The organism is Rugosimonospora africana (genome assembly GCF_016862975.1).
In the GTDB taxonomy this organism is placed as follows: domain Bacteria; phylum Actinomycetota; class Actinomycetes; order Mycobacteriales; family Micromonosporaceae; genus Rugosimonospora; species Rugosimonospora africana.
In genome coordinates, this window is the sequence record NZ_BONZ01000013.1 from 263,271 (window position 1) to 279,715 (window position 16,445).

A 16,445-nucleotide genomic window follows, 5' to 3' on the forward strand; every position below is an offset into this window, starting at 1 on the left:
CGAACGCCTAGGCTGGTGTCTGGGCAACGCGCAGCGAGTTTCATCCGGGGAGGGGAGGACTGGTGACCCAGGTCGACGAGGGTCCCGACTCGCCCGGCGTGCCGGGGATACTGACCTTTGGTGTGCCGACCGTCGGTGAAGTGCTCGCGGAGCGGTACGAGCTGCAGGAGCACATCAACGACGACGCGTTCGGCCGGCAGGTCTGGCGCGGGATCGACGTCATCCTGCGCCGGCCGGTCGCGGTCGTGCTGCGATACCCGGGCGGCGAGGCCGCGGTCGAGATGCTCGACGCGGCGGTCGCGGCCAGCCGGGTGGTCCATCCTCACCTGGTCGACGTGTACGACGCGATCGACGAAGGTAACCGGGCATACGTCGTACGGGAGTGGGTCGACGGCAGCTCGCTGCGCGAGCTGGTCATGGAGTCCCCACTCGACCCCGACCGGGCGACGTCGGTGGCCAGCGCTGTCGCCGGCGCGGTGGCCGCCGTTCACGCCACCGGCATGGCGCACGGCAACGTTCACCCGGGCACCGTCCTCATCGGAGACGACGGCCGCGTGGTGCTCGCCGATGCCCGGGCCGACGAGTCCGCCACCATCGATGGCGACGTGCGGGCCATCGGTGGGGTGCTCTACTGCGCGCTGACCGGGCACTGGCCCAAGCAGGAGGCCGGGTCCAACAGCCTGCCCGACGCCGTGCGCGACCCGTCCGGAGTGTTGGCGGCTCCCCGCCAGGTCCGCGGCGGTGTTCCCGGACACCTGTCCGACCTCGCCACCGACGTGCTCGACCCGGAACTGGCGCCGCCGTCGGCCGACGTGCTGGCCGCGGAGCTGGGCCGGCTGGACAGCGAGCAGCGCGACAGCGAGTTCTTCGGCGATGGTGGTCCGCTCGACTTCAACCAGACCCGGCTCGCCGAGCCCGTCACCCCGGAAGCGCGCCGCTCGGTCGGCCGCAAGCTCGCGGTCGGCGTCGCCGGGCTGGTCGTGCTCGCGCTCATCGGCCTGCTGATCGTGACCAAGGTCTTCTCCGGCCCCTCCGGCGGCGGCCAAGCGCAGTTGCAGCCGCCGTCCAACGGGCACACGAGCGGCGCCCCGACGCCGGCCGCTGGCCAGCCGACTCAGGTGAGCCTCGGTGCGGACCAGGTCCGGATCGTCGACCCCCAGGGCGACGGGCAGGAGCGGCGGGACGCCGACAAGATGGTCGACGGCAACAGCGACACGGCGTGGGAGACCCAGCACTACAAGCACGGACCCAACTTTGGCAACACGAAGTCCGGCATGGGTGTCTGGATCGACCTGGGCGCGGCCAAGAAGGTCAGCCTGGTCAAGATTGACTTCACGATTCCCGGCGCCACGGTGCAGCTGAAGGCCGGCAACACGGCGTACCCTTCCACCTCGGCCGGCGATGCCCAGACGGTGGCCAACTACACACCGATCGGTTCGGTGAGGGCGGATGCCCCAGCGACGACGACCCTGCTCGACGGCAACGGTCAGTCCGTCCGCTACCTGCTGGTCTGGATCACGTCCCTGCCGCAGTCGACAGATCAGTCCGATCGCTGGCAAGTCGGCATCGACGAGATCCAGGTTCTCGCGAGCTGACGCTGGGGAGCCGTGATGGTGCGGCCGGTCGACCGGGTGCAGTCTGGCGGTGAGCCGGCCGCGTCGGATGACAAGGCACTCCTCGCCGCACACGTCGCCGGTGATCCCGACGCGTTCGGTGAGCTGATCAGGCGCCACCGCGACCGGTTGTGGGCGGTGGCCCTGCGTACGCTTGGCGACCGGGAGGAGGCCGCCGACGCGCTCCAGGACGCGATGATCTCGGCACTTCGCGGGTCGGACCGGTTCCGCGGCGACTCGGCGGTCACCACCTGGCTGCACCGGATCGTGGTCAACGCCTGCCTGGACCGGATCCGGCGGCGCCAGGCCCGGCCGACGGTGGCGCTGGCCGACTCCGACCCGGTACCGGCGCCCGCCGTCGACTCCGACACCGCCCTGGACGTACGCGCCGCCCTGGCCCGGCTGCCCGACGAGCAGCGGATCGCCCTGATCCTGGTCGACATCGAGGGCTACCCGGTCGGCGAGGTCGCGGCGATCCTGCGCGTGGCCGAGGGCACCGTGAAGAGCCGCTGCGCCCGCGGTCGGGCGAGACTCGCGACACTCCTCGGGCACCTGCGGAACCCGGCGCCGGACCGAGCCGTCCCATCGCAGAGAACGACGAACAGCGAGGAGGCGGGGTGAGTCCGATCAGCGAAGATGACCTCGACCGGCTGGCGGACTACACCGCGGGCGTACTCGACCCGCCGGAAGCCGCGGAGGTGGACCGGCTCATCGCCACCGAACCGGCCTGGGCCCGGGCGTACGACGAGCTGACCGCGGCACAGCCGACGCTGGACGAGGCGTTGTCCGAGCTGCCCCGGGAGCCGATGCCGGCCGATGTGGCGGCCCGGCTGGACCTCGCCGTGGCTACCGCGTCCCGGCCCGGTACCGCGAAGGTCGTCCCGTTCCCGCGACGGCGCTGGCCCCGCTTCGCCCTGACCACCGCCGCGGCCGTCGCGGTCGGGGTGGCCTGTGTCGGCGGCATCGCCGCGCTGAACCGCTACGGCGGCACCAGCAGCACCTCGTCCAGTGGGCTCGCGAAGGGCGACAGCGCCACCGCGCCCAGCCCGTTTTCCCGGGCACCGGTCCTCCCGAACACGGGTGCGGGTGCCGGCGCCGCTGGCGGCACGGTCCCCACGACGGCGAGCGGCGTCGACTACACCCACGGCACCCTGACCATGGCGGCCAGCACCACCAGCAAGGCACCGGCCGCGGCACACGCGGAGTCCGTTCCGGATGGTCCCGGCGGACTCGGCCGCCTGTCGGCTCCGTCCGCGCTCGACGCCTGCCTGGTGGCGATCACCGGGGCGGAGGGCGGCCGGGCGCTCAGCGTGGACTACGCCCGGTACCAGGGGCAACCGGCCCTGATCGTGGTCCTCTCCGGCGGCTCCGCCAGCGTGGTCGCGGCCGGCGCCGGCTGTGGCCTGCCGGGCGAGGGCGCCGCGCTGCTCGACAGCGTGGGTTAGCCCCTATCTCGTCGATCTTGTCGGGACGCGCCGGGGTGAGCTGGCGCACCGCCCATGTGCACATGGGAATTTCCTGTTCGTACGATGGCGTTTGCGCGTGTGCGAGCGTCATGACAAGGAGCCGAAGTTGACTGACATCCGCAATTTGATCATCGTGGGCTCCGGGCCGGCCGGGTACACGGCCGCGGTTTACGCGGCCCGCGCCAACCTCAAGCCCTTGATCATTGAGGGTGCCGCGTCCGGCGGTGCGCTGATGACCACCACCGAGGTCGAGAACTTCCCTGGCTTCCCGGACGGGATCCTGGGGCCGGAGCTCATGGACAACATGCGCAAGCAGGCGGAGCGCTTCGGCGCCGAGTTCATCACCGATGACGTCACCCGGCTCGAGCTGTCCGGTGACGTGAAGCGGATCTGGATCGGCGAGACGGAGTACCAGGCGCGCGCGGTCATCCTGGCCACAGGCTCGGCCTGGCGGCACATGAACGTCCCCGGCGAGGACGAGCTGCTCGGACGCGGGGTCTCCTCCTGCGCGACCTGTGACGGCTTCTTCTTCCGGGGGCAACCGATCGCGGTGATCGGCGGCGGCGACTCGGCCATGGAGGAGGCCAGCTTCCTCACCCGGTTCGCGGAGAGTGTGACGATCGTCCACCGGCGCGACGAGTTCCGGGCCAGCAAGATCATGGCCGAGCGGGCGCTCGCCAACCCGAAGATCAAGGTGTCCTGGAACTCGGTGGTCACCGAGGTGCTCGGCACCGATGGCAAGGTCAGCGGCGTGCAGCTGCGCGACACGGTCACCGGCGACGAGACCAGGCTCGACGTCACCGGTGTCTTCGTGGCGATCGGTCACGACCCGCGCAGCGACCTGCTGCGCGGCCAGGTGGAGCTGGACGAGTCGGGGTACGTCGTGGTGGACGCCCCCAGCACCCGTACCAACGTGACCGGTGTCTTCGCCGCGGGCGACGTCGTGGACCACACGTACCGCCAGGCGATCACCGCTGCCGGCACAGGCTGTGCCGCGGCTCTCGATGCCGAGCGGTTCATCGCCTCGCTGGAGGCTTGAGCACCACCAGCCGGGCCGCCCGATCCGGTAACTCCGAGGACGGCGGCCCGCTGCGTGATCACCGGGCGCAGGCCACCCGGTGACAGCACGGATCGGCGATCCCGGATCCGACAACATACCTGGCAGCTCGCGGGGACGGGGGGCGGCGACGTGCGACATCGAGAGGACAGTTCATGGCAGCCACCAGAGCGGTCACCGACGCGACCTTTGTCGACGAGGTGCTGCGATCCGAGACACCGGTCCTCGTCGACTTCTGGGCCGAATCCTGTGGCCCCTGCCGGCGGGTCGCCCCGGTACTCGATGAACTCGCCAGTGAGCTGGGCGACCGGGTGAAGGTCGTCAAGGTGGACATCGATGCCAACCCGGACATCGCTCGCGATTACGCCGTCCTGTCGGTGCCGACGCTGACCGTCTTCAAAGGTGGCCTGCCGGTACGGTCGGTCACCGGTGCCCGGGCCAAGGGCGACCTGGTTCACCTGGTCGAGTCCGTACTCTGAAGCCGCAGGTGACAGCGGGCGCTACTCTCGGCGAGGGTCCCCGCGCCGGGCACGGCGTGTGCGCCGGACGCCGCCGGGTAAGAGGTCTCGCGGACTCGCAGCCGGTTCGGCGGCCCGGACGGCTGGTGAGGATTGCTCCGCAATGCGGGGCGGCAGCGGTGGGACCACGGTAGGCTCCGGTGGGTTTGCGGGTACAAGGGCGTAGAAGGGCCGGTGGCGCGGGCGAGGATCGGATCGCGCCCGGAACGCGGCGACGAACATCCAGAGGGGAGCAGGATGCGAGCGATCAGGCGTGGCGATCGTGGCAACGCGGTCGCGGAGATCCGCTCGATCCTGCGCAGCCTGGAGCTGCTGCCACCCATGCGGGAGCTGGGCACCCGGGCTGAGTTTGATGAGCAGACCGAGGTGGCCGTCCGGGCGTTCCAGCAGAGCCGGGGACTGTCCGTCGACGGCCAGGTCGGCGACGAGACGTGGCGCGCGCTGGACGCGGCCCGGTGGCGGCTCGGCGCCCGTACCCTGTACCAGTCGGTGCCCGACCCGCTGGTCGGCGACGACGTCCGTCAGCTGCAGGAGCGGCTGCTGGAGATGGGATACGACGTCGGTCGGGCGGACGGCATCTACGGCTCGCGTACGGCCCGCGCGGTGGCGACGTTCCAGCGGGAGGTCGGCCTCCCTCCGGACGGCGCCTGCGGTCCGCACACCATGCACGCGCTGCGCCGCCTGGGCCGCAAGGTTGTCGGTGGTGCCCCGCTGGCCCTCCGGGAGGCGGCGAAGCTGCACCAGTCCGGCCGGGCGCTCATCAACAAGACCATCGTGATCGACCCGGGGCACGGCGGTCCCGACCTCGGTGTGGTGGTCCCCGATGGGGTGCTGCGGTGGACCGAGGCCGATCTCGCCTTCGACCTGGCCAACCGGCTGGAGGGACGGCTGGCCGCCGCCGGCATGCGGGTACACCTGACCCGGGGACCGGCACCGGCCGCGGAGTTGGGCGACCGGGAGCGGACGCAGCTCGCCAACGACCTCAACGCCGACCTGTTCATCTCGCTGCACATCGACGGGTACGACAACCCGGATGCGAGTGGGGTGGCGACCTACCACTACGGCTCGGACAACGGGGTGAACTCGACGGTCGGCGAGCGGCTGGCCGGCCTCGTCCAGCGCGAGATCGTCATGCGTACCGGCATGCACGACTGCCGTACCCATGCCAAGACCTGGGAGCTGCTCCGGCTGACTCGGATGCCGGCGGTACGGGTGGAGGTCGGGTACCTCACCTCGTCGGTGGACCGGGCGCAGCTGATCGACCCGCTGTTCCGGGAACGGGTCGTTGAGGCGATCGTGGCCGCGGTCCAGCGCATGTATTACCCGGTCGAGGACGACGTGCCCACCGGTTCGATCGACGTTTCCTCGCTGCGGGCCACGGTCGCCGCCTCGACCTGACGGTCGCTCGAATCCCGGGCGCCGGCGGCCGCTAGGAGGACGTCGACCTGGTGGCCGGGCGTACCGGCCGAAGCAGGGACTCCGGGCTCATCGAGCCGAGCAGCTTCTCCAGCGCGTACTCGACGTCGGACTTCCAGGACATCGCGGTGCGCAGTTCCAGCCGCAGCCGGGGGAACCGCGGATGCGGCCGGACCGTCTTGAAACCCACGGACAGGAAGTAGTCGGCGGGCGCCAGGCAGCCGCCGCCCTCGGCCAACTCACCGAACTTCGCGTCGCCGAACGCCTCGATCGCCTTGATCCCGCGCTTGGTCAGATCGCGGGCCACCCCCTGCACGAGCATCCGGCCCAGCCCGCCACCCGCGAACGGCGGCACCACGTGCGCCGTCATGAGCAGCGCCGCGTCCGCCGAGACCGGCGACGTGGGGAACGCCATGGACCGAGGCACGTATGCCGGCGGCGCGAACATCACGTATCCGGCCGGCATCCCGTCCACGTAGACCAACTTGCCGCAGGAACCCCACTCCAGCAGGGTCTGCGACACCCACGCTTCCTTCTCCAGACCCGGGTCACCCGCCTGGCAGGCGCGCTCGGCGGCCACCGGATCGAGTTCCCAATAGACGCACAGCCGGCACGGACGCGGCAGGTCTTCCAGCGTGTCAAGGGTCAGATTGACCAGGCGTCGCGACATTGGCAGATCCCTCGAGACCACCTGAGTTCGGCCACGCGCCGCCCTCTTTGTCCCAAGTCCAGAATCGTACGCTGGAAACGACTGCTGTGGGAGATGTCCGCGGGAGTACGATCAACGAACCTGGCGCCTGGTCGCCGGTCGGGTGGCAGCGCGGCCGCTGACCAGCGCGGCGCCGCAGCGCCGCAAGGGAGGGCCCGTGACTGGCACGACGCTCGACGACTATACCGATCGGTACGCCCAACGCGTCCGTGGCATGACGGCGTCGGAGATCCGAGCCCTCTTCTCCGTGACGAGCCGCCCCGAGGTGGTCTCCCTGGCCGGCGGCGCACCGTTCGTCTCCGCGCTTCCGCTGGACGCTGTGGGCGAGATGCTCGGCCGGATCGGCGGCCCGGAGCACGGCGCGACCACCCTCCAGTACAGCGGCGGCCAGGGCGACATCGCCCTGCGCGAGCGGATCTGCGAGGTCATGTCGCTGTCCGGCATCGACGCCACGGGCGGTGCCTCTCCCGACGACGTGGTGGTGACGGTCGGCGCGCAACAGGCGCTCGACCTGGTGTCGCGCGTCTTTCTCGACCCGGGTGACGTCGTGCTCGCCGAGGGGCCGAGCTACGTCGGCGCGCTCGGCGTGTTCCAGGCCGCCCAGGCCGACGTGGTGCACGTACCGATGGACGAAGAGGGGCTGATCCCGGCGGCGCTCGCCGAGGCCCTGGTCACGGTCGCGAAGGCCGGCAAGCGGGCCAAGTTCCTCTACACGGTGCCGACGTACCACAACCCCGGCGGTGTGACGCTCTCCGAAGACCGGCGCGAGGAGATCCTGGAGATCGCCGAGCGAGCCGGTCTCCTGGTGATCGAGGACGATCCGTACGGGCTCCTGGGCTTCGACGGGGAGCCGGTTCCCGCGCTGCGTTCCCGCCGCCGGGACGGCGTTCTCTACCTCGGCACGTTCTCGAAGACGTTCGCGCCGGGCATGCGGGTCGGCTGGATCCTGGCTCCGCACGCGGTACGCGAGAAGCTGGTCATCGCGTCCGAGGCGCAGATCCTCTGCCCCAGCATGTTCGCGCAGACCGCGATCTCCACGTACTTCGCCACGATGCCCTGGCTCGAGCAGATCAAGTCGTTCCGGGAGATCTACCGGGAGCGCCGGGACGCGCTACTCACGGCGCTGACCGACATGATGCCGCCCGGCACCCGCTGGACCCAGCCCAAGGGCGGCTTCTACGTGTGGCTGACGCTGCCCGAGGGGCTGCACTCCAAGGAGATGCTGCCCCGGGCGATCGCGGCGCGCGTCGCGTACGTTCCCGGCACCGGGTTCTACGCGGACGGCTCGGGTGGCTCGCACCTCCGGCTGTCGTACTGCTTCCCGACTCCGGAGCGGATCCGGGAGGGCGTACGGCGGCTCGCCGGCGTACTGGGCGAAGAGATGAAGATGCGCGAGGTGTTCGGTACCGCCGCCCCGGGCACCCGGCCGGCCGTGTCGTGGACGCCCGCGGGCACGTACAACGCGGCCGCCGCGAACCATCCGGCCCCCGGTCTGGAATGATCGACCCCCGGTCGCCCGGGGCGCGCCGAGTGGGCATGCCGCCGAACGGGCAACCGGAATCAGGAGAGCCATGGACACGCATGTTCTGATCCTTGCCGGCGGTCTGTCGTACGAGCGGGAGGTGTCGCTGCGCTCCGGCCGTCGGGTACTCGACGCGCTGCGCGCAGTCGGCGTCGACGCGGCGCTCAGCGACGCGGATGTGACCCTGCTGCCGAGGCTGGCCTCGGAGCGTCCGGACGCCGTCATCATCGCGCTGCACGGAGCACCGGGCGAGGACGGTTCGTTGCGCGGCGTTCTCGACCTCTGCGGGGTGCCGTACGTCGGCTGTGACGCGCGCGCGTCCCGGCTCGCCTGGGACAAGCCGTCGGCCAAGGCGGTGCTCCGCGAGTCCGGCATCCCGACCCCGGACTGGGTCGCGCTGCCGCACGACCGGTTCTCCGAACTCGGCGCCGTCGCTGTGCTCGACCGCATCGTTGACCGGCTCGGGCTGCCGTTGATGGTGAAGCCGGCACAGGGCGGTTCCGGTCTGGGGGCGGCCGTCGTACGCGACGCCGCCGAGTTGCCGGCCGCGATGGTCGGGTGCTTCGCGTACAACCAGACGGCTCTCGTCGAGCAGTACGTACCGGGTGTGGACATCGCGGTCTCGGTGGTGGACACCGGTGAGGGCCCGACGCCGCTGCCGGCCGTCGAGATCGTTCCGCAGAACGGCGTGTACGACTACGCCGCCCGGTACACCGCCGGGCTCACCACCTGGCACGCGCCGGCCCGACTCGAACCGAAGGTCGCCGCCACGGTCGCAGACCTGGCCGTGGCCGCGCACTCGGCGCTGGGACTGCGCGACCTGTCGCGCGTGGACCTGGTCGTCGGCCACGACGGTGAGGTTCGAGTCCTGGGAGTCAACGTGGCGCCCGGCATGACCGAGACCTCGCTCCTGCCGCTCGCGGTCGGCGCGGCCGGCCTCGATCTCGGCAAGCTCCTCGCGACGCTCGTTAGCCACGCGATCGAACGCGGCTGAACAGTCTCTACGAACGAAACGGCCCCGCTCCGTGGAGCGGGGCCGTTTCACGTGAAACGAGGCGCGGGGAGCGACAACTACGAGGCCGCCGATGAGGTCGCCGGACGCGCACCGGGGCTCGAGCCCTCGGGCGACCCGGGAGGCGCGGCCGGGACGCCGTAACCGGGGGCGGTCCGCGCAGCGGCGCCGACAGACTGGTCGACCGGCGCCGTGCCGACGAACGTGCGCGTCTCCTCGACCGGCTGTGGCCTCACCCCGGGCGCGGCCGCCGGGGCTGTACCAGACACCACGGCGGTCGGCTGTGCGGACTCGGCGAACTGTGCGGGCTCGCGGGGCTGTGCCGGCTCGGCGGGCGGAGTAGGCGCGTCGGACAGCAACGGCGAATCGGTGGTGCCGGCGGCGACCGCTTCGGACTGGCTCAACAGCGTGGACGGCGCCTGCCACTCGATCCGTGGCGGCTCGGCGAGTGGGCGACCGCCGAACTCGGCGAGCCAGGCGGCGACGAGCGCGAGATTCTCCCGCCACTGCGACTCCGGTATCGGCGGAAGGATCTCGTCCCAGAGCGACAGGAACGAGCCGCGCAGCTGGAGCCGGCCGGTCGGCCGAGCGAGGAACCACAGGTGCAGGTGGGCCGAGCCGTCGCCCCAACGATTCACGTGAACCCGGGCAACACCGTCCAGTGACCGGATCGCCCGCTCGAGCCGGACCGTCATCACGCCGAGTTCCGCGGCGAGGAGGTTCGGCAGATCGCCGAGATCGAGGTGCGAGCGCGACTCGAGGATCAGGACCATCGGCAGGCCGGTCGGGCGATCCATCGCCCGCACCCGCCAACGTTCACTGACCCAGATGTAAGCCTCGTCGGGTGCGCTGCACGCGAGGCAGCTACCGGCGTCTTCACCTTGCCGTGGAGGCTCATGGTCGGCGATCGGCTCCAGCGGCTTGACGCGCAGATCGCCCTCGAAGGGAAAGCTCGGCCAGGAAACGAAGTCGGGAAGATTAGCAGGGGTGTCGGGCACGAGACAAACCTAGCGGAGCCGGGCGCCGCTGTCGTCATCCGATGGGGCACCCGCTAGGGGATGGAGCCCACCAGACCGCCTCACTGATCGCGTGGAATCCGAGACTCTCGTAAAGCGGGCGGCCCTGATCGGTCGCGGTCAGCGTCACCGGTACGTCCGCGTGCGCGGCGAGGATGCTCTCCATCACCGACCGGGCGACTCCGTGGTACCGGTGCTCCGGGAGCGTGGCGACCTGGTACACGCCGAGGCTCTCCCCGTCGTGGTACGTGTACGCCGCCCCGGCGGGTACGTCGGAGCGCCGGCCGAGCCATACCTGCCACCCGGGGATGTCGAGAACCCGGGACGGCATCGTCCGGCCGAACATGTCCGCCTCGACCCGAGCGGGCGGGAAGACCGCGGCGATGACCCGCTCGGCGATCCCCAGCGTCTCGGTGTCCCGGGCGACGGACACCAGGCCGGGCTCGTCGCGAGCGGGTGCGCCGACGGCGCCCGGGGGCCGGAGCATCACGGTCATCCGGAAGCGTGGCTCGAACCCGTAGGGCTGGAGGTCCAGGGTGCCGCTCGGATCCTCGACGATGCGGCGCGGAAGATCCGCCCGGGGGAGCACCAGAGCCCTGACTCTTTCCATCGTCTCCTCGGACGTGGCCCCCGCGTCGAGGACGATCGCGCGCAGCGCGTGGTACGGCGACGCCTGCAGGATCCGAACCTGCCTGGTCCACGCCAGAAGCTCACCATGACCGTCGGCGAGGGCCCACCACATCGCCGCCGCGTTGCGCGCGTGGATCATGTAACCCACCATGACTCGGGAGTCTCCCATCCGTCGTCCACAGGGGGCCACCCCCTCCCACGCGCTGTTTCACGTGAAACGAGCCAGCCTGTGGATAACTTCTGTGGATAGAAAAGGCCCGCCGTCGACGGCGGGCCTTTTTCGTGGATCGGGTGTCAGGCTTGGCCGCCCCGGCCCTCCACGCCGATGATGCCAACGATCCGCTCCAGGTCGTCGACCGTCGCGAACTCGATCGTGATCTTCCCCTTGCTCCGGCCGATGTCGACCTTCACCCGGGTGTCGAACCGGTCGGAGAGCCGCTCGGCGAGGTCGGTCAGCGCCGGAGCGTGCGGCTTCGCCCTACGCTTGACCGTCGTCGGCTTGGTCGGCCCGTCCGCCAGAGCGAGCGCGACCAGCTCCTCGGTCGCCCGCACCGACAGCCCCTCGGCCACGATCCGGGTAGCCAGCTCCTCCTGCCGCTCGCTGTGTTCAATGCCGAGCAGTGCCCGGGCGTGGCCGGCCGAGAGGACACCGGCGGCAACGCGTCGCTGCACCGGGGCCGGCAGGTTCAACAGCCGGATCGTGTTGGAGATCTGCGGACGACTGCGTCCGATCCGGCGGGCCAGCTCCTCGTGCGTCGCGCCGAACTCGTCGAGCAGCTGCTGGTACGCCGCAGCCTCTTCGAGCGGGTTGAGGTTGGCCCGGTGGATGTTCTCCAGCAAGGCGTCGCGCAGCATGGCATCGTCGCGGGTGTCCCGGATGATGGCCGGGATCGCGTCCCGCCCCAGTGCCTGGGCCGCACGCCAGCGGCGCTCGCCCATGACGAGTTCGTACTTCTGCGGCCCGAGTTCGCGAACGACGATCGGTTGAAGGAAGCCGACCTGCTCGATCGACACCTTCAGCTCGTCGAGCGCCTCGTCGTCGAAGACGCTGCGCGGCTGCTTCGGGTTGGGCACGATCGCGTCGACCGACACCTCGGCGAAACGGGCACCCGGTACCGGGGCCAGATCGTCGGGCCCGACGGCCGGATCGGCAGTGGCCGCCGGGGCGGCCGTGCCGGGTACAGCCGCCGGCTGAGCCGGTGCGTCGGTCTGGGCGGGCGGTACGGCGACGGGCTGCGCGGGCACGTCCGACTGCGGTACCGGCGGGACCGGCACAGGGGCGGCCGTAGGTATCAGGGCACCCAGCCCTCGGCCCAAACCACCACGCGGCTTGCTCATGCCAGACCCCCCACCCTGGCGCCACGCTCGGCGATCTCCTGCGCGGCCTCGAAGTAGCTGATCGCCCCCCTGGAGCCCGGATCGTAGGTCATCACCGACTGGCTGTAGCTCGGCGCCTCGGACACCCGCACGTTGCGCGGGATGACCGCATGGAGGACCTTGTCTCCGAAGTGCGCCCGGACGTCCTGCTCGACCAGGTCGGCGAGCCGGGTACGGCGGTCATACATGGTCAGCAGCACGGTCGTGATGTCGAGCGCCGGGTTGAGGTGAGACTTCACCAGCGCGATGTTGCTCGTGAGCGCCTGCACACCTTCCAGGGCGTAGTACTCGCACTGGATCGGGATCATGACCTCCTGCGCGGCCACCAGCGCGTTGACCGTCAGCAGGCCGAGGGAGGGTGGGCAGTCGATGAAGATGTAGTCGTACTCGGTCGAGGACGCCTGGATCGCCCGGGCCAACCGGGATTCGCGAGCGACCACGGAGACCAGCTCGATTTCGGCGCCGGCGAGGTCGATCGTCGCCGGGACGCACGAGAGGTTGGGGATCCCGTCGACCTGCTGGGCGACATCGGCGAGCGCCGTGCCGTCGATCAGGCAGTCATAGACGTCGGGCACGCCCACGTGATGCGGCACGTTGAGTCCGGTGGACGCGTTGCCCTGCGGGTCCAGATCGATCACGAGTACCCGGTTGCCGTGGAGCGCCAGAGCCACCGCGATGTTCACCGCTGTGGTGGTCTTGCCCACCCCACCCTTCTGGTTGGCCACGCACACGACCCGTCGCCGGGTTGGACGAGGCATCGTGATCTCGCCGCTCGGGTTGAGTACTTTCACAGCCCGTTCGGCCTCCTGAGCAAGGGGCGGGTCTTCGGTTTCACGTGAAACATCGGCCTCCGGTTCGGGGGGCGACGCGGCGAGGGCACCGTCCGACGCCTCCGCCCGGGGTGACGGCACCACAGCCGGCGCGCCCGCCGCCGGCTCGCCCTCGTAACCGGAACCGGGGCGGGATCGGGAAGCCGTTTGCTGCTCGGCGGCGGCGCCTACCGCCCAACCGTCATACTCCGGCTCCGCGGAGCCGGCGCCATGTGAGCTGAAAGAACCAGTCTCGTGCACGCTGTCATCCCTGCCCGCTGTGGATGGATCTGACCGACGATCTCGTAGACCACGCCGGAAATAAACGCGGCGGTGCGCGGCAAGCCTACGGCGTGACGGACTCGCTAAGCCACCGATGTCCGAGAGTCGGCCGTGTTCGACACCGTCATTCGATTCACCGGGCCGCCTCGAGCGGTCAATTCCACCCGATCCGTCCTCCGCGTCGAGCCCGCCACTCAGCGCGTCCACGCCACTCCCGCTCCGCTCTATGGCTCGACCAGTCCGGCTCGGCGCGTCTGACGCTGCCGGCGACCCGGACCAGTCAACAGGACGGGCCGCCTCCGGTTCCGGATGAAAGAGGGGGCGTCCGCCCATTGTCAACAACGACCGTCACCAACGTGATCGAGTCGAACCGCCCCGCCGCGCACGCGGCCGTTCCGCGCGACCCGCCGGAGCGCGGGTACCCCGCCGTGACGTCTCGACCTCGCGTTCCCGGACGACTTCCACGACCGTCGCCGGCTGTTCGAGGAGGCCGGCTCCGCATTCGCGGATCACCGGCGTACCACCGCCGAGCCGACCGATCGCGTCGCGATGCGTCTCCACCTCATCGGCCGCCGAGGCGCCCTTGAGCGCGAGCAGCCTGCCACCGACCGAGGCGAGTGGCAGGCACCAGGCGGCGAGCCGGTCCATCGGTGCGACCGCGCGGGCGGTGACGACGTCGCCGGGTGATACCTGTCCGGCCAGGGGGCCGCGGACGAGTTCCTCAGCACGTCCCCGAACTACCGACACCCGCTCCTGCAGATCGAGTCGGGCCACCGCCTCGGTCAGGAACAGGGTGCGCCGGGCGAGCGGCTCGACCAGGACGACCGTCAGGTCCGGACGGGCTATAGCGAGAACGACGCCCGGCAGTCCCGCTCCCGAGCCCACATCCACAACGGCTGCGCCGGCCTGGACCAGCTCGGCCATGGCGGCGCAGTTGAGCAGGTGCCGATCCCAGATCCGGGGCGCCTCGCGCGGCCCGATCAGACCACGAATCACGCCATCGGTTGCGAGCAGGTCGGCGTACTGCCGCGCCAGGGGAAGCCGGTCGCCAAAGAGAACCCGAGCCGCCGGTGACAGCGACTCGGGTAGCGGCGACGGCGACTCGGGGATGTCAGATGTGGACACCGGCTATGCCGACGGCCGAACCACGATCCGCCGGCTGGGCTCGACGCCCTCGGATTCGCTCTCCACCCCGGCCAGTGCGTTGATCACATCGTGTACGCACTTGCGCTCGAACGCGGACATCGGCTCCAGCCGTACCGGCTCGCCGTACTCCTTGACCTTCTCTGCCGCGTTCTTGGCGATCGCGCCGAGTTCCTTGCGCCGGGCCGCGCGGTACCCGCCGACGTCGAGCAGGAGACGGCTGGGCGAGCCGGTCTGCCGGAAGATCGCCAACCGGGTCAGTTCCTGCAGCGCCTCTAGAGTGGCGCCGCGCTGCCCGACCAGGGCCTGCAAGCGCCCGCCGACCACCTCGACCACCGGGCGACCGTTCTGGATCAGCTCGTCGATGTCGCCGTCGTAGTCAAGGATGTCCAACAGGCCCTCGACGTAGTCCGCGGCGATCTCGCTTTGCCGGAAGAGATCGCCCTCGCTGGTCGGCGCCGCGGTCTTCTCCTCGGTCGCTTCCGCTACTTCCGCGATCTCCTCGTCCCCCGCGTTTTCCGTCCCCGTCGCGGCTGGGCTGCTTGTTTCGGTCACGTTGTCATCTCCGGATTACTGAGATCCACTTCCCCCGGACGCCGATCGAGCATCGGTTCGAGGATGTCTGTTCACTCGGGGAGCGTCGCTCGGCCCGCGGGTCCACCGAGGACCCGCGGGCGGCGTCCGCATCAACCCGAAAGGCGTCTCGCCGTCCCCTTCTTCGGGTTCACCGGCTTGGCTCCGGGCTTCGGCGCGAGCGTCGGGCCATCGTCATCGACTGGAGTGCCGTTCGATCCCGACGCGCCGTTCACCGGCTTGCCGTTGGCGCCGTTCGGCGTGGCAGCCTTCTTCGCCCCGGGGGTGGGGACCTTCTTCGCGACCTCGGGAGTGCCGGCCTTCTTCGCGGCGGCCGGCGCACCGGCCTTCTTCACACCGGGAGCACCGGCCTTCTTCGCCACCGGCTTCGCACCCGGCTTCGGGGCCAGGGCCTTGGCAGCCGCGCTCGGAGCCGCCTTGACGCCCGGCTTCGCGGTCTTGGCCGCGGTGCCCGACTTCGCCGCACCGGTCGTGGCCTTGGAGGCGTTCGGCGGCGGCGGGTACTTGCGAAGCACCCAGAACTGCTGGCCGAGCGAGAACAGGTTGGTGGTGGTCCAGTAGATGACCACACCGATCGGGAACAGGCCACCGGAGATCAGCAGAGACACCGGGATGCCGAAGAGCATCAGGCGCTGGATCATCTTCTGCTGCGGATCCTCCGACCAACCGGTCTTGAGGATCATCTGCCGGCTGGTCATGAACGTCGTGATGATCATGGTGGCGATCAGCACGCCGGCCACCAGCTTCACGGTCGTGCCGTTGGCGTGCATGTTCGCGAGGTCCGTCGAGCTGGACCGGAACGAGGCGGCGATCGGCGCGCCGAAGAGCTTCGCGTGCGAGGCGCTCTCGAACTGCGCGGTCGTCCAGCCGTACAGGGTCTGGAGCCGTACCGGCATGGTCGGCTTGAGGTGGCGCAGCACGTGGAACAGCGAGATGAAGACCGGGATCTGGACCACCATCGGGAGGCAGCCCATTAGCGGATTGGCCTTCTCCTTCTTGTACAGCTCCATCATTTCCCGCTGGAGCGTCTCCCGGTCGCCCTTGTGCTTGGCCTGGAGCTCCTTGATCTGCGGAGCCAGCGCCTGCATGGCACGCTGCGACTTGATCTGCTTGACGAAGACCGGGAACAGGATGGCGCGGATGCTCAGCACCAGGAAGACGATCGCCAGGACCCATTCCCAGTTGGTACGCAGGAACGAGCTGCCGTGGAACGCCAGGTTCCACAGAGCGTGCCACTCCAGCAGGATCCAGGAGATCGCCCTGTAGAGGGGATCCAGCACG

16 protein-coding genes are annotated in these 16,445 nt (G+C 70.3%); 8 read left to right on the forward strand and 8 right to left on the reverse strand.

Annotated elements, in window-relative coordinates; genetic code table 11:
• Nucleotides 1-62 precede the first annotated feature (62 nt).
• The 6 genes from Raf01_RS06940 to Raf01_RS06965 all read left to right on the forward strand — a co-directional run bounded on the left by Raf01_RS06940 (nt 63) and on the right by Raf01_RS06965 (nt 6,052).
• Nucleotides 63-1,595 (forward strand): protein kinase family protein, encoded by a 1,533-nt coding sequence (locus Raf01_RS06940; RefSeq protein WP_203916879.1) that lies wholly within the window; start codon nt 63-65, stop codon nt 1,593-1,595.
• A 15-nt stretch (nt 1,596-1,610) separates the two neighbouring features.
• The gene (sigM, locus tag Raf01_RS06945; protein WP_203916880.1) at nt 1,611-2,234 is read left to right on the forward strand and encodes an RNA polymerase sigma factor SigM; all 624 of its coding nucleotides are present in this window, start codon (nt 1,611-1,613) and stop codon (nt 2,232-2,234) included.
• Nucleotides 2,231-3,058 (forward strand): RsmA family anti-sigma factor, encoded by an 828-nt coding sequence (locus Raf01_RS06950; protein ID WP_203916881.1) that lies wholly within the window; start codon nt 2,231-2,233, stop codon nt 3,056-3,058. Before sigM ends, Raf01_RS06950 begins: the two co-directional genes overlap by 4 nt.
• Nucleotides 3,059-3,185: 127 nt before the next feature.
• A complete protein-coding gene (gene trxB / locus Raf01_RS06955; protein WP_203916882.1) occupies nt 3,186-4,118 on the forward strand; it encodes a thioredoxin-disulfide reductase in 933 nt (310 codons plus the stop codon).
• 173 nt (nt 4,119-4,291) lie between these two features.
• Entirely contained in the window at nt 4,292-4,615 is a 324-nt protein-coding gene (gene trxA, locus Raf01_RS06960) for a thioredoxin (RefSeq protein WP_203916883.1), read from the forward strand.
• Nucleotides 4,616-4,891: 276 nt separating this feature from the next.
• Nucleotides 4,892-6,052, forward strand: a complete 1,161-nt coding sequence (locus Raf01_RS06965) for an N-acetylmuramoyl-L-alanine amidase (RefSeq protein WP_203916884.1) — start codon at nt 4,892-4,894, stop codon at nt 6,050-6,052.
• A 31-nt stretch (nt 6,053-6,083) separates the two neighbouring features.
• Here the strand turns inward: Raf01_RS06965 and Raf01_RS06970 are convergent, their stop codons facing one another.
• Nucleotides 6,084-6,740: a GNAT family N-acetyltransferase gene (locus Raf01_RS06970; RefSeq protein ID WP_203916885.1), complete on the reverse strand. Its 657-nt coding sequence runs from the start codon at nt 6,738-6,740 to the stop codon at nt 6,084-6,086.
• A 196-nt stretch (nt 6,741-6,936) separates the two neighbouring features.
• Here Raf01_RS06970 and Raf01_RS06975 point away from each other — a divergent pair, with 196 nt between their 5' ends.
• Both Raf01_RS06975 and Raf01_RS06980 read left to right on the forward strand, forming a co-directional pair.
• The gene (locus Raf01_RS06975) at nt 6,937-8,280 is read left to right on the forward strand and encodes an aminotransferase-like domain-containing protein (RefSeq protein ID WP_203916886.1); all 1,344 of its coding nucleotides are present in this window, start codon (nt 6,937-6,939) and stop codon (nt 8,278-8,280) included.
• Between the two features lie 70 nt (nt 8,281-8,350).
• Nucleotides 8,351-9,295 (forward strand): D-alanine--D-alanine ligase family protein, encoded by a 945-nt coding sequence (locus Raf01_RS06980; RefSeq protein WP_203916887.1) that lies wholly within the window; start codon nt 8,351-8,353, stop codon nt 9,293-9,295.
• Between the two features lie 77 nt (nt 9,296-9,372).
• Here the strand turns inward: Raf01_RS06980 and Raf01_RS49400 are convergent, their stop codons facing one another.
• From Raf01_RS49400 to yidC, 7 genes are all read right to left on the reverse strand, one after another.
• Entirely contained in the window at nt 9,373-10,086 is a 714-nt protein-coding gene (locus tag Raf01_RS49400; protein WP_373319488.1) for a hypothetical protein, read from the reverse strand.
• A 259-nt stretch (nt 10,087-10,345) separates the two neighbouring features.
• Nucleotides 10,346-11,110 carry a GNAT family N-acetyltransferase gene (locus Raf01_RS06990; RefSeq protein ID WP_203916888.1) on the reverse strand — a complete coding sequence of 255 codons (765 nt, stop codon included), beginning with the start codon at nt 11,108-11,110 and terminating at the stop codon, nt 10,346-10,348.
• 143 nt (nt 11,111-11,253) lie between these two features.
• Nucleotides 11,254-12,297, reverse strand: coding sequence for a ParB/RepB/Spo0J family partition protein (locus Raf01_RS06995; protein ID WP_203916889.1), 1,044 nt, complete (start codon nt 12,295-12,297; stop codon nt 11,254-11,256).
• Nucleotides 12,294-13,406 (reverse strand): ParA family protein, encoded by a 1,113-nt coding sequence (locus Raf01_RS07000; RefSeq protein ID WP_275412964.1) that lies wholly within the window; start codon nt 13,404-13,406, stop codon nt 12,294-12,296. The genes Raf01_RS06995 and Raf01_RS07000 overlap by 4 nt, the downstream gene beginning before the upstream one ends.
• Nucleotides 13,407-13,775: 369 nt before the next feature.
• A complete protein-coding gene (gene rsmG / locus Raf01_RS07005; protein WP_373319489.1) occupies nt 13,776-14,537 on the reverse strand; it encodes a 16S rRNA (guanine(527)-N(7))-methyltransferase RsmG in 762 nt (253 codons plus the stop codon).
• A gap of 18 nt (nt 14,538-14,555) precedes the next feature.
• Nucleotides 14,556-15,125 (reverse strand): Jag family protein, encoded by a 570-nt coding sequence (locus Raf01_RS07010; protein ID WP_203916890.1) that lies wholly within the window; start codon nt 15,123-15,125, stop codon nt 14,556-14,558.
• A 131-nt stretch (nt 15,126-15,256) separates the two neighbouring features.
• Entirely contained in the window at nt 15,257-16,444 is a 1,188-nt protein-coding gene (gene yidC / locus Raf01_RS07015) for a membrane protein insertase YidC (RefSeq protein ID WP_203916891.1), read from the reverse strand.
• Between the last annotated feature and the right edge of the window lies 1 nt (nt 16,445).

Bases quoted from the DNA above. Each gene is read 5' to 3' on its own strand.
- sigM (WP_203916880.1), top strand. From the start codon at position 1,611: ATGGTGCGGCCGGTCGACCGGGTGCAGTCTGGCGGTGAGCCGGCCGCG.
- trxA (WP_203916883.1), top strand. From the start codon at position 4,292: ATGGCAGCCACCAGAGCGGTCACCGACGCGACCTTTGTCGACGAGGTG.
- Raf01_RS06965 (WP_203916884.1), top strand. From the start codon at position 4,892: ATGCGAGCGATCAGGCGTGGCGATCGTGGCAACGCGGTCGCGGAGATC.
- Raf01_RS06970 (WP_203916885.1), bottom strand. From the start codon at position 6,740: ATGTCGCGACGCCTGGTCAATCTGACCCTTGACACGCTGGAAGACCTG.
- Raf01_RS06980 (WP_203916887.1), top strand. From the start codon at position 8,351: ATGGACACGCATGTTCTGATCCTTGCCGGCGGTCTGTCGTACGAGCGG.
- Raf01_RS49400 (WP_373319488.1), bottom strand. From the start codon at position 10,086: ATGGTCCTGATCCTCGAGTCGCGCTCGCACCTCGATCTCGGCGATCTG.
- Raf01_RS06990 (WP_203916888.1), bottom strand. From the start codon at position 11,110: ATGGTGGGTTACATGATCCACGCGCGCAACGCGGCGGCGATGTGGTGG.
- Raf01_RS06995 (WP_203916889.1), bottom strand. From the start codon at position 12,297: ATGAGCAAGCCGCGTGGTGGTTTGGGCCGAGGGCTGGGTGCCCTGATA.